Origin of the sequence: Amycolatopsis alkalitolerans, assembly GCF_006152065.1 — a bacterium.
GTDB classification, from domain to species: domain Bacteria; phylum Actinomycetota; class Actinomycetes; order Mycobacteriales; family Pseudonocardiaceae; genus Amycolatopsis_E; species Amycolatopsis_E alkalitolerans.
In genome coordinates, this window is sequence record NZ_VDFW01000049.1 from 22,336 (window position 1) to 32,148 (window position 9,813).

The following is a 9,813-nucleotide window of genomic DNA, read 5'->3' on the forward strand; positions in this document are numbered from 1 at the left end:
CGGCGGCGTCGAGCACGCGGGTGCGGGTCAGCAGGTGGTGAGAAGGTGGCCGAGCACCCGCTTGCCGAACTCGAGCCCCTCGACCGGTACGCGTTCGTCCACGCCGTGCGCCATCGCGCGGTACGGGAAGCCCTCGGGCAGCCACAGCGGCGCGAAGCCGTAGCAGTCGATCCCCAGCGGGCTGAACGCCTTGGCGTCCGTGCCGCCGCCCATGCAGTACGGCACGACGACGGCCTCGGGGTCCTCGGCGCGCAGCGCGGCGGCCATCGCGCTGAACCACGGCGAGTCGACCGGGGCCTGGACCGGTTGCTGGTGGGCGACGAACTCGCGCTCGAGGCCCGGCCCGAGCAGCGCGTCGATCTGTGCGAGCAGTGCCTCCTCGGTGCCTGGCAGCGTCCGCACGTCGACTTGGGCCCGCGCGACGCTCGGGATCACGTTGACCTTGTAGCCGGCGTCGAGCATCGTCGGCGTGCTCGAGTCGCGCACCGTGTTCTCCGCGAGCGAGGCCGCCGGGCCCAGCCTGGCGAGCGTCGCGTCCACATCGGACAGATCGATGTCGACGCCGAGCGCTTCGCCGGTACGGACAAGGAAAGCCTCGACCGTCGGGGTCAGGTGGACGGGCCAGCGGTGGCCGGCGATCCGCTGGAGCGCGCCGACGAGCCGGACCACCGCGTTCTCGTCGTTGCGCCGTGAACCGTGCCCGGCGCGGCCGTGTGCGGTCAGGCGCAGGTGGGCCGTGCCGCGCTCGGCGGTGCCGATCGGGTACAGCCGCACCATCCTCCCGTCCGCGGCAGGCACGTGATACGTGTAGCCGCCGGACTCGCTGATCGCGGCGGCGCAGCCGGCGAAGAACTCGCCGTGCTCGGTCGCCAGCCAGTGCGCGCCCCATTCGCCGCGGTCCTCCTCGTCGGCGACGAACGCCAGCACGAGATCACGGCGCGGCCGCAGACCCTCGGACACCAGCGAAAGGACCATCGCGCAGAAGTCCTTCATGTCCACCGCACCGCGGCCCCACAGGCAGCCGTCGCGGATCTCTCCGGAGAACGGGGGCACCGACCAGTCGCCGGCGTCTGCCGGGACGACGTCGAGATGCCCCTGCACGAGCAGCGGCGGCAGCGAGGCGTCGGTACCGGGGACGCGAGCGAGCACGTTGGCCCGGCGCGGCGCCGACTCGAGGATCTTGGGCTCGATGCCCGCGTCCGAGAGCACCTCCGCGACGAACTCGGCGGCCTCGCGCTCGCCCTCGGCGTCCCCGTGCCCGCGGTTGGTGGTGTCGAACCGGACGAGCCGGGCGCAGATGTCCACTACGTCAGCCATAAATCCCCTGTACCGCGCCCGCGGCGATCGCGGTGACCACCTTGAACGCCTTCATCGCCTCGGTCATGTCCGGTGCGTCGAAGCCGACCCGGCGCACCCCGGTCTGCTCGATGGTCGGGACCACCGCGGCCGCCTGCGCGAGATGGCTCGCGTCGAACTCGACCTCGATCCGGTGCGGGATGCGGCGGGGTTCGCCGCGCCCGGCGCGCGTCATCGCCTTCTCCGCCGCGAGCCGCAACGCGGTGGTCGTCCGCTCCGGCGGGGTGCAGATGGCGGCGTACCGGCTCACGCATTCCTTCACCGCGACGCCGATCGCCTCGGGCGCGTAGTCACGGGCGTCCTCGCAGGTCTTGTCGTCCCCGCTGACCATGAGTACCGGCACCCCGTACTCGGCGGCCAGCGCCGAATTCAGGCGGCCCTCGCTCGCGGCGACCCCGTCGAGCCGGACGCCGGTGATCTGGTTCTCCAGATAGGTATGGGCCAGCACGCCCTCGGCGCCGGCGCCCGCGTGGTAGCCGAGGAACACGACCCCGTCCACACCCGAGTCGATGCCCTGCATCATCGACAGCGGTTTGTGCCGGCCGGTCAGCATCCTCGCGCGGGCGTCGAGATCCTCCAGCAGGAGGTTGCGCTGGGACGAATGCGCCTCGTTGACCAGCACGTCGCTCGCCCCGCCGTCGTGCAGCCCGGCGATGACCGCGTTCACGTCGCCGGTGAACAGCCGGCGGAACCGCTGCCACTGCGGCGTTCCCGGTACGACGTCGTCGGTCCACGTGACGCCGGTGGCGCCCTCCATGTCGGCGGAGACGAGGATGCGCATACCGGCGAGCCTAGCCAAGATCTGGGTGGGCCGGCCCGATCGCTCGGGGGGCTGACGCGATCGGACCGGCTACCCGGAAGGCAGCGCGCTGAGCGTGGCGGCACTCATGGTGGCCCTGCCCGATGCGTGAGAGGGGGCGCCTGCCGCCTCGGGACGGGCCAGGACGCGGTACCACCCGATCGAGTGAATGGGGTCGCGGCCGGGGAGGAGTTCTCCGGGCGTTTTTCCGTGCGTCACAGGAACCCTTGCCTAGGGTCTTAGGGTCGGGGCATGCGCGTCGGCCTGCTCACCCGCGAGTACCCACCCGAGGTCTACGGCGGGGCCGGGGTGCACGTGGAGTTCCTCGCCCGCGAACTGCGCTCGCTCGTCGACCTCGGCGTGCACTGCTGGGGTCCCGACCGCGAAGGCGCGCACGGGCACGCCGGCTCCCGCGAGTACCGGCAGCCCGCGTTCACCACGATGGACATCGCGGTATCGATGGCCGACGCGCTCGCCGGGCACGATCTCGTGCACAGCCACACCTGGTACGCGAACCTCGCCGGGCACCTGGCGAAGCTGACCTACGGGATCCCGCACGTGCTCACCGCCCATTCGCTGGAACCGTTGCGCCCGTGGAAGGCCGAGCAACTCGGCGGCGGCTACCAGGTCTCGTCCTGGATCGAGCGGACCGCGTACGAATCCGCCGACGCGATCATCGCGGTGAGCGCCGGGATGTGCCGGGACGTGCTCGCCACCTATCCCGCGGTGCCGCCCGAGCGGGTCCACGTCGTGCACAACGGGATCGACACCAAGCTGTACCAACCGGTTCCGGCGACCGGCGCCCTCCGCGCGCACGGCATCGACCCGGACCGGCCGTACGTGCTGTTCGTCGGCCGCATCACCCGCCAGAAGGGAGTGCCACACCTCGTCCGCGCCGCGTCGGCGTTCGCGCCCGGTGTCCAGGTCGTGCTGTGCGCGGGCGGCGCGGACACCCCGGAACTGGACGCGGAGTTCCGCGGGCTCGTCGACGGGTTGCGCGCCAGGCGCGACGGGGTGTTCTGGATCCCGGAGATGCTGCCGCGCGACCAGGTCGTCGAACTGCTCACGCATGCGGCCGTATTCGCCTGCCCGTCGGTGTACGAGCCGCTCGGCATCGTGAACCTGGAGGCGATGGCCTGCGGCACCGCGGTCGTGGCCAGCGACGTCGGCGGGATCCCGGAGGTCGTCGAAGACGGGGTGACCGGCCTGCTCGTGCACTACGACGAGAGCGATCCCGAAGCGTTCGAAGCCGGCCTCGCCGCGCGGGTCAACGAGATCGTCGGGGATCGCGAGCGAGCCACCGCGATGGGCTCGGCGGGCAGATCGCGGGCCGTCGAGGAGTTCGGCTGGGCCGCGATCGCGGCGCGCACGGTCAGGATCTACGAAGCGACCAGGAGGTCGTCATGAGCGACAATGCCGGAGGCCTGCTGATGACGACCGACCGGGTGCGGGTGTCCCGCAAGATACGGAGGTCGTCATGAGCAGCGGCAATGTGCTGGGCATCGTGCTCGCGGGCGGTGAAGGCAAGAGACTGATGCCGCTGACCGCCGACCGGGCGAAACCGGCGGTGCCCTTCGGCGGGGTGCACCGGCTCGTCGACTTCGTGCTGTCGAATCTCGTCCACGGCGGCGTCCGCCGGATCTGCGTGCTGACCCAGTACAAGTCGCATTCCCTCGACCGGCATATCAGCACCACCTGGCGGCTGTCCTCGCTGACCGGGGAATACGTGACGCCGGTGCCGGCGCAGCAGCGGCTCGGGCCGCGCTGGTTCCAGGGCAGCGCGGACGCGATCCACCAGAGCCTGAACCTGGTCTACGACGAGAATCCGGCGTACATCGCGGTGTTCGGCGCGGACAACATCTACCGGATGGACCCGCGGCAGATGATCGAGGCGCACCTGAAGTCCGGTGCGGGCGTGACGGTCGCCGGGATCCGGGTGCCGCGCGCGGAGGCCACCTCGTTCGGGGTGATCGACACGACCGACGGCACCGTCATCGACGCGTTCCTGGAGAAACCGGCCGACCCGCCGGGGCTGCCCGACTCGCCCGAAGAGTCCTATGTGTCCATGGGCAACTACGTGTTCACGACGCAGGCGCTGATCGAGGCGCTGCACGCGGACGCCGAGAACGCCCGGTCCAAACACGACATGGGCCGCGACATCATCCCGGCGTTCGTCGCTCACGGCGACGCGGCCGTCTACGACTTCAGCACGAACGAGGTGCCCGGCGAGACCGAGCGCGATCACGGCTACTGGCGTGACGTCGGGACGATCGACAGCTACTTCGATGCGCACACCGACCTGATCTCGACGCATCCGGTGTTCAACCTCTACAACCGGCGCTGGCCGATCCTGGCGCATCCCGCCCAGCGCGCGGCGGCGAAGTTCGTCGAGGGCGGCACCGCGCAGCAGTCGATCATCAGCAACGGCTGCATCATCTCCGGGGCGCAGGTGGTCGACTCGGTGCTCTCGCCGGACGTGTACGTCGAGAACGGCGCGGTCGTGCAGGGCTCGGTGCTGCTCGACGGTGCCCACGTGGGCGCCGGCGCGGTCGTGCGGCGCGCCATCCTGGACAAGAACGTGGTCGTCCCGCCGGGCGCGCATATCGGCGTCGATCTGGCCCGGGACCGGGAGCACTACCACGTCAGCCGTGGCGGGATCGTGGTGCTGGGCAAGGGGGAGAGGGCCATCTGAGCGGTTTGTGTCACCCCATCCGGTGGTTCCCCCGATGATCATGGGCCGGTCACGGTACCTATGAGGGAACGCTGAAGTGGGTGATGAGGGGCCGGAATGTCGATCATGGGCAACGGGGTCTGGGGACTGGTCGGGCTCCTGGGACTGCTCGGGCTGTTCGGGTTGCGCCGGCCGCGCCGGGCCCGTGCCGAAGATGACCCGTTCGCCCGCTACCCGGTGATGAGCCGGCCGCCGGAACCGCATCCGAGGCCCGAGGTGCCAGGGCCCCGGCACGCGGCGGAGCGCCGCGAGTTCGCGTCCCCGGCGGTGGCACCGGCCGGCCCCCTCGAGCGGGTGCGGTCCTGGTTCGACCGCCGCAGGCCCTGAGCCCGCGGCCGCTGATCGTCTGTTGAGGACTGTCCAAGACAGACTTCGGGGGCCGGAGCCGCCGTGTCAGGCTCCGGCCCCCGCTGCGCCCGGCGGATCAGAGCAGCCAGCGGTTGTGCTGGACGAGCTCCGCCCACCGGCGCCCGAATCCCCAGGTGTTCCCCGCGTACGCGGCCGCGAGCACGATGAGAACAACGGCGTACAGGAAGTGGTAGTCGATGATCGGGTTGGTGGAACCGCTGGCCTGACCGGCCTCGGTGAACCGGGCGAGCGGCCATTCGCCGAACCACATGAACAGCATCATCAGGATGCCGGCACCCGCCGCGATCCGCAGCCCGATGCCCAGGATCAGGGCGAGGCCGAGGCCGAGCATGCCGATCATGAAGATCCAGTCGGCCCAGGGCGCGCCCGCCCAGGAACGCAGCGTGCCCGCGAGCGGCCCGACGTCCACGTGGCTCAGGAAGCCCTTCGTCGGCGAACCGCCGTTGATCCAGGCCTGGGCCGAGGTGGTCGAGTAGCCGAACCCGAAGGTCTTGTCGAGGAACGCCCACAGGAACTCCAGGCCGAGGGCGATGCGCAGGAACGCCATCACCTTGGCCGCTGCGGTCGTCATCACCGCACCGTGTGCCGGCGCGGTCTCCGCCGCGCGCTGGGTCGGAACCTGCATGTCCTCGTTGAGCCTCGGCTCGTGCTGGAGCGCCATGACAACTCCTTTCTCCAAAATCACTTTCCGGTTGTCGTAGCCAATTCTGTGAGCGCGCCAAGACGGCGTCAGGGGGACAAAGTCCCCGGGCAGGAGGACGAACGCCTGCGTTGTCGAGTGACCCTCCGTCGCTAGTTTCGGCTTGCTGGCAACGAAACCGAGGAGTGATCAGCGATGAACGAACAGACCACGGGCGCGGTCGTGGCGGGTGTCGACGGATCACCCGGCGCGCTGCACGCCGTCCGGTGGGCCGCCCGCGAGGCGGGACGGCGCAACCGGCCCCTGCGCCTGGTGCACGCCACCGACGAGCTTTCCATCAACTACCCGCGCGGGCTGCCGACGAGCGACGACCTTCGCGGGGTGCTGCGCATGCGGGGGCAGCGTTTGCTGCGTACCGCGCGCGACGCGGCCCGCGAGGTGGAGCCCGGGATCGAGCCGGAACTCCTGCTGAGCCACGAAGGCGCCGCCACGACGCTGCTCGACCAGTCGCGGTCGGCGGCGCTGCTGGTGCTCGCCACGCAGGGCATGCGCCCACTGGGCCGTTTCTTCTCCGGTTCGGTGTCCATCGCGCTGACCGCGCACGCGTCCTGCCCGGTCGCGCTCATCCGCGGGCATGTGGCCGAGGACGCGCCGCCGTCGGAGGGGCCCGTCGTGGTGGGAGTGGACGGTTCGGTCGCGAGCGAGGAAGCCGTCGCCGTCGCCTTCGACGAGGCCTCGTGGCGGGGCGCCCCGCTGATCGCCGTGCACAGCTGGGACGACGCCTTCCTCACCGCGGTGTTCGAAGAGACGCACTGGACCCTGGACCACGACCAGATCCAGGAACGCGAAGGCGAAGTCCTCGCGGAGCGGCTCGCGGGCTGGCAGGAGAAGTGCCCGGATGTCGCCGTCGAACGGGTTGTCACGCATGGCAGGCCGGCGGTCGCGCTGCTCGACCAGGCCGACTCGGCACAGCTGATCGTCGTGGGCAGCCGGGGCCGCGGCGGGTTCGCCGGGATGCTGCTGGGCTCGACGAGCCAGGCGGTCATGTCGTACGCGCTCTGCCCCGTCCTCGTCGCACGGCACCAGGGGTGAGTGTCATGAACAAGATCGTGGTGGCAGACCTGATGACGCATCCGGTGGTGACGGTTTCGCCGGCGACCCCGTTCAAGAACCTGGTGGCGATCCTCACCGAGTACAAGATCGGGTCGGTGCCGGTGCTCGACGGCCACGGCCATCCGATCGGGGTGGTGTCGGAGTCCGACCTGCTGGCCAAGGAGGAGCAACGCGGCGGTGCCGGGAACCCCCCCTCGCTGCTGTCCTCACCGCGCCGGTGGCGGCGGTGGGGCAAGGGCCGGGGCACCACGGCCGGGGACGTCATGACCCGGCGCGTGCGGACGGTCAGCCGGTCCGAGCCGATCGCCGTCGCGGCGCAGAAGATGCTTCGCGAGGGGCTGCGGCGGCTCTACGTCGTCGATGGTTCGGGACGGCTCGCCGGGGTACTGGCAAGGCGTGACGTGCTGCATGTGTTCCTGCGCCCGGACGAGGAGCTGCGGGAGGAAATCGAGCGCACCGTGCTGCAGCGCTGCCTGTGGGCGGACCCCGCGCGGACCTCCGTACGGGTGCGCGACGGCGAGGTGACGCTGACTGGTGAGGTCGAGCTGCGGAGCGAAGGACGGCGTGCCGTCCGGCTCATCGAGGCGATCCCCGGCGTCGTCGCGGTCTACGACGAACTGCGGTTCGCCGTGGACGATGTGGTCCGGACCTGAGCTCTCAGCTGGCCGCGGCGTCGCCGACCGCGTCGGTGGCGGCCAGCTGGAGAATCCGGCCGCTGATGATGTCGACCGGGATCCGCAGGAACAGCGAGCGCTCGCCCCCGGCCCACGGGCGATGGCCCGGATCGGCCATCGCGGCCAGTTCGTCGACATCGGTCACCGGCGTGACCCGCCCGATCACCACGACGCTCCAGCCGGTGTGCGTGGCCGGGTCGAGGCTGTCCACCTCGAACGCCACGACCTCCTTGGTGAGCTTGCTGATCGAACCGGACCGGCTGGTCCGGACGATGATGTCACCGTTGTGCAGGAAGAAGTTCACCGGCCGGATTGTGGGCAGCGCGTTCTCGGAGAAGGCGAGCCTGCCGACGGGCTGGGAGGACAGCAGCTTGACGCATTCCCGCGGCGTCAGTGGCCGGATGTCCGTCATACCAGCTCCAGAAAAGTGTGTGCAGTCGTCAGTTGCGGACAGTGTGCCTTCCTCTCGCGCGCGACGCCGAGAGTCGTAAGTCCTCAAACTCGTCAACGCTCGGCCGCTGCCCGCCCCGTCGGTGCTCCGTAGCGTTGAGCCGGGAAAAGGGACAAGGAGACAGGTATGCGGGCACAGGACGTCATGAGCCGCCCGGTGGTCACGGTGACCCCGGGGACGAGCGCCAAGCACGCCGCCCGGCTGCTGAGCGAGCACACGTTCACCGCGTTGCCCGTGGTGGACGACGACGACCGGCTGATCGGCATCGTGACGGAGGCCGACCTGATCGGAGAGCGATTCCAGCAGGACCCGCGGTGCGCCCCCGAGGAGCGGGTCCGGGTCGCGCCGGGCGCGACCGTCGGGGACGTGATGAGCACCCCCGCGCAGGCGATGAGCCCGGCCACCGACCTGACCGAACTGGCGCGCGAGCTGCTGGACACCCGGATCCGCGCGATGCCGATCGTCGAGGGCTCGCGCGTGGTCGGGATCGTGACCAGGGGCGACATCGTGCGCATGTTCGCCCGTGAGGACGCCGAGATCGCCACCGACGTGCGGCGGCATCTGGCCGTCTACGGCGGGTCGGACCGATGGTCGGTCGATGTGCACGACGGGGTCGTCCACATCGTCGACGAGTTCGACAGCGAAACCGACCGCCACGTCGCGACCGTGCTGGCGGAGGCCGTACCCGGAGTGGTCAGCGCGACCGCCGAGAGCCGTAACAGGGAGAAGATCAGATGACTGACAGCACCGCCGCGATCGTCGTCGGTATCGACGGATCCGAGCAGGCGCTGCGGGCCGTACGCTGGGCCGCGGCCGAAGCGACGCCCCGCAACCTCCGGGTGGACCTGATCTCGGGGGTGGACCCGGCGCTGGGATACTTCGGGGCCGGCCTGCCCATCCCGCAGGACGCCTTCGACGCGGTCGAGCGGCTCGCCCACCAGCAGCTGACCGAGGCGGCCGCCGCGGCACATGAGATCGGCCCCGGGCTGGCCGTGACCACCGAACGCCTGCGCGTGCCGCCGGTGCCGATGCTCATCGATGCTTCGAAGAAGGCGCGGATGATCGTGCTCGGCGCCTCCGGGCGCGGCGGGTTCACCGGGATGCTCACCGGCTCGACCGCGGTCTCCGTGGTGGCGCACAGCGAATGCCCGGTGGTGATCGTGCGCGACGACGGGGAAGCCTCGGGGCCGGTGGTCGTGGGCGTCGATGGCAGCCCGACGAGCATCACCGCGCTCGGCGCGGCCTTCGACGAGGCGGCCTGGCGCCGCGTTCCGCTGGTCGCGGTTCACGCGTGGAGCGACCTCGACTACGCCAGCACGGCCCCGGTGGAGTACGCGCTCCTGGAGACCGAGCCCTCCGAACAGGAGCAGGAGCGCATCCTGTCCGAGAGCCTGGCCGGCTGGGCCGAGAAGTATCCGGACGTGCGCGTCGAGCGGATCGTCGTCAGGGACCGGCCGCGCCGCCAGTTGCTCGAGTGGAGCAAGAACGCGCAACTCGTCGTCGTCGGCAGCCGCGGGCGCGGTGGGTTCCAGGGGCTGCTGCTCGGCTCGACGAGCCAGGCGCTCGTGCACTACGCGCAGTGCCCGGTGATGGTCGTGCGCCCACAGGAGGCTGCATGATCGACAATGGCGAAGCCCCGATCATGCAAGCCGACCGGGTGCGGGTGTCCCGCAGGACACA

At 70.7% G+C, this 9,813-nt stretch carries 11 protein-coding genes; 7 read left to right on the forward strand and 4 right to left on the reverse strand.

The genetic code is table 11. The features are described 5' to 3' along the window. Positions 1-27: 27 nt before the first annotated feature. Together FG385_RS32155 and FG385_RS32160 are read right to left on the reverse strand one after the other, a co-directional pair. Entirely contained in the window at positions 28-1,317 is a 1,290-nt protein-coding gene (locus FG385_RS32155; RefSeq protein ID WP_139100580.1) for a M20/M25/M40 family metallo-hydrolase, read from the reverse strand. Then, positions 1,310-2,137, reverse strand: coding sequence for a M55 family metallopeptidase (locus tag FG385_RS32160; protein WP_139100581.1), 828 nt, complete (start codon positions 2,135-2,137; stop codon positions 1,310-1,312). Before FG385_RS32160 ends, FG385_RS32155 begins: the two co-directional genes overlap by 8 nt. A 270-nt stretch (positions 2,138-2,407) precedes the next feature. Between FG385_RS32160 and glgA the strand changes: the two genes are divergently transcribed. The 3 genes from glgA (at position 2,408) to FG385_RS32175 (ending at position 5,213) form a co-directional block, all read left to right on the forward strand. After that, positions 2,408-3,562 (forward strand): glycogen synthase, encoded by a 1,155-nt coding sequence (gene glgA / locus FG385_RS32165; RefSeq protein ID WP_139100582.1) that lies wholly within the window; start codon positions 2,408-2,410, stop codon positions 3,560-3,562. Positions 3,563-3,632: 70 nt separating this feature from the next. Then, positions 3,633-4,847 carry a glucose-1-phosphate adenylyltransferase gene (gene glgC, locus FG385_RS32170; protein ID WP_200834759.1) on the forward strand — a complete coding sequence of 405 codons (1,215 nt, stop codon included), beginning with the start codon at positions 3,633-3,635 and terminating at the stop codon, positions 4,845-4,847. Between the two features lie 96 nt (positions 4,848-4,943). Beyond that, positions 4,944-5,213, forward strand: coding sequence for a hypothetical protein (locus FG385_RS32175; protein WP_139100583.1), 270 nt, complete (start codon positions 4,944-4,946; stop codon positions 5,211-5,213). Positions 5,214-5,310: 97 nt separating this feature from the next. Here FG385_RS32175 and FG385_RS32180 read toward each other — a convergent pair whose 3' ends face one another. Beyond that, complete coding sequence (locus FG385_RS32180; protein WP_139100584.1) at positions 5,311-5,916, reverse strand: DoxX family membrane protein; 606 nt, start codon at positions 5,914-5,916, stop codon at positions 5,311-5,313. A gap of 174 nt (positions 5,917-6,090) precedes the next feature. On the opposite strand from FG385_RS32180, the gene FG385_RS32185 reads away from it, so the two are divergent. Together FG385_RS32185 and FG385_RS32190 are read left to right on the forward strand one after the other, a co-directional pair. Next, positions 6,091-6,987 carry a universal stress protein gene (locus FG385_RS32185; RefSeq protein WP_139100585.1) on the forward strand — a complete coding sequence of 299 codons (897 nt, stop codon included), beginning with the start codon at positions 6,091-6,093 and terminating at the stop codon, positions 6,985-6,987. Positions 6,988-6,992: 5 nt separating this feature from the next. After that, on the forward strand, positions 6,993-7,661 hold the full coding sequence (locus tag FG385_RS32190) for a CBS domain-containing protein (protein WP_139100586.1): 669 nt from the start codon (positions 6,993-6,995) through the stop codon (positions 7,659-7,661). Positions 7,662-7,665: 4 nt separating this feature from the next. Here the strand turns inward: FG385_RS32190 and FG385_RS32195 are convergent, their stop codons facing one another. Continuing rightward, positions 7,666-8,094, reverse strand: coding sequence for a pyridoxamine 5'-phosphate oxidase family protein (locus FG385_RS32195; protein WP_139100587.1), 429 nt, complete (start codon positions 8,092-8,094; stop codon positions 7,666-7,668). 165 nt (positions 8,095-8,259) lie between these two features. Here FG385_RS32195 and FG385_RS32200 point away from each other — a divergent pair, with 165 nt between their 5' ends. Both FG385_RS32200 and FG385_RS32205 read left to right on the forward strand, forming a co-directional pair. Next, a complete protein-coding gene (locus FG385_RS32200; RefSeq protein ID WP_139100588.1) occupies positions 8,260-8,871 on the forward strand; it encodes a CBS domain-containing protein in 612 nt (203 codons plus the stop codon). Continuing rightward, positions 8,868-9,752: a universal stress protein gene (locus tag FG385_RS32205; protein ID WP_139100589.1), complete on the forward strand. Its 885-nt coding sequence runs from the start codon at positions 8,868-8,870 to the stop codon at positions 9,750-9,752. The genes FG385_RS32200 and FG385_RS32205 overlap by 4 nt, the downstream gene beginning before the upstream one ends. The last annotated feature ends 61 nt before the right edge of the window (positions 9,753-9,813 follow it).

What these genes read in the sequence shown, in the direction of transcription:
- glgC (WP_200834759.1), top strand. Translation starts at nt 3,633, where the DNA reads ATGAGCAGCGGCAATGTGCTGGGCATCGTGCTCGCGGGCGGTGAAGGC.
- glgA (WP_139100582.1), top strand. Translation starts at nt 2,408, where the DNA reads ATGCGCGTCGGCCTGCTCACCCGCGAGTACCCACCCGAGGTCTACGGC.
- FG385_RS32195 (WP_139100587.1), bottom strand. Translation starts at nt 8,094, where the DNA reads ATGACGGACATCCGGCCACTGACGCCGCGGGAATGCGTCAAGCTGCTG.
- FG385_RS32200 (WP_139100588.1), top strand. Translation starts at nt 8,260, where the DNA reads ATGCGGGCACAGGACGTCATGAGCCGCCCGGTGGTCACGGTGACCCCG.
- FG385_RS32185 (WP_139100585.1), top strand. Translation starts at nt 6,091, where the DNA reads ATGAACGAACAGACCACGGGCGCGGTCGTGGCGGGTGTCGACGGATCA.
- FG385_RS32190 (WP_139100586.1), top strand. Translation starts at nt 6,993, where the DNA reads ATGAACAAGATCGTGGTGGCAGACCTGATGACGCATCCGGTGGTGACG.
- FG385_RS32155 (WP_139100580.1), bottom strand. Translation starts at nt 1,317, where the DNA reads ATGGCTGACGTAGTGGACATCTGCGCCCGGCTCGTCCGGTTCGACACC.
- FG385_RS32175 (WP_139100583.1), top strand. Translation starts at nt 4,944, where the DNA reads ATGTCGATCATGGGCAACGGGGTCTGGGGACTGGTCGGGCTCCTGGGA.
- FG385_RS32160 (WP_139100581.1), bottom strand. Translation starts at nt 2,137, where the DNA reads ATGCGCATCCTCGTCTCCGCCGACATGGAGGGCGCCACCGGCGTCACG.
- FG385_RS32180 (WP_139100584.1), bottom strand. Translation starts at nt 5,916, where the DNA reads ATGGCGCTCCAGCACGAGCCGAGGCTCAACGAGGACATGCAGGTTCCG.
- FG385_RS32205 (WP_139100589.1), top strand. Translation starts at nt 8,868, where the DNA reads ATGACTGACAGCACCGCCGCGATCGTCGTCGGTATCGACGGATCCGAG.